The 1414-nt window shown below is 36.7% G+C and carries 1 protein-coding gene; it reads right to left on the bottom strand.

Translation table 11 applies throughout. The features are described 5' to 3' along the window. Positions 1 to 34: 34 nt before the first annotated feature. Positions 35 to 1291, bottom strand: coding sequence for an ISL3 family transposase (locus tag OCF96_RS09830; RefSeq protein WP_261447052.1), 1257 nt, complete (start codon positions 1289 to 1291; stop codon positions 35 to 37). Between the last annotated feature and the right edge of the window lie 123 nt (positions 1292 to 1414).

Here is a 1414-nt window from a genome sequence, read left to right on the forward strand (position 1 = left end):
GGCTCTTTGTCAACTGTAGTGGGTTGAAGAAAAGCTAAGCTCTAGAAAGGACAGATTTAGTCCTTTCTTTTTTGATATTTAGAGCTATAAAAATCCGTTTTTTGAAGTTTTCGAAGTTCCGAAAACCAAAGGCATTTCGTTTGATAAGTTTGATAAGATTATTGGTTGCTTCCAGTTTAGCGTTTGAATAGGGGAATTGAAGGGCGTTGACGATTTTCTCTTTGTCCTTGAAAAAGGTTTTAAAGACAGTCTGAAAAAGAGGATGAACCTGCTTTAGATTGTCCTTAATGAGTCCGAAAAATTTGTCAGCTTCCTTATTCTGAAAGTGAAAAAGTAAGAGTTGATAGAGATTATAGTGGTGTTTTAAGTCTTCTGAATAGCTCAAAAGCTTGTCTAGAATCTCTTTATTTGTTAAGTGCATACGAAAAGTAGGGCGATAAAAACGTTTCTCACTGAGTTTCCGACTATCTTGTTGGATAAGTTTCCAGTAACGCTTGATAGCCTTGTATTCATGGGATTTTCGATGATACTGATTCATGATTTGGACACGCACACGACTCATGGCACGGCTAAGATGTTGTACAATGTGAAAGCGATCTAGAACGATTTTAGCACACGGAAAAAGCTGTTTAGCCAAGTCATAATAGGGACTAAACATATCCATAGTAATAATTTTCACTCGACATCGGACAGCTCTATCGTATCGAAGAAAGTGATTTCGGATGACAGCCTGTGTTCTACCTTCAAGAACAGCGATGATACTGAGATTATCAAAATCTTGTGCAATGAAACTCATCTTTCCTTTTGTAAAGGTATATTCGTCCCAAGACATAATCTCAGGAAGGCGAGAAAAATCAGGCTTAAAGTGAAAGTCATTGAGCTTGCGAATGACAGTTGAAGTTGAAATAGACAACTGATGAGCAATATCAGTCATGGAAGTTTTTTCAATCAGCTTTTGAGCAATCTTTTGGTTGATGATACGAGGTATTTGGTGATTTTTCTTGACGAGAGAGGTTTCAGCGACCATCATTTTAGAGCACTGATAGCACTTAAAACGGCGTTTTCTAAGGAGGATTCTAGTAGGCATACCAGTCGTTTCAAGGTAAGGAATCTTAGACGGTTTTTGAAAGTCATATTTCTTCATTAGGCTTCCGCAATCAGGACAAGATGGGGCCTCATAGTCTAGTTTAGCGATGATTTCCTTGTGTGTACCCTTATTAATGATATCTATAATTTGGATATTAGGGTCTTTAATATCGAGTAGTTTTGTGATAGAATGTAATTGTTCCATATGATTCTTTCTAATGATAGTTTGGTCGCTTTTCATTATAGATCTTATGGGACTTTTTTTCTACACAAAAATAGGCTCCATAATATCTATAGGGGATTTACCCACTACAAATATTATAGAGCC

It is taken from the genome of Streptococcus mitis, from assembly GCF_946190065.1.
Classification (GTDB): domain Bacteria; phylum Bacillota; class Bacilli; order Lactobacillales; family Streptococcaceae; genus Streptococcus; species Streptococcus mitis_DE.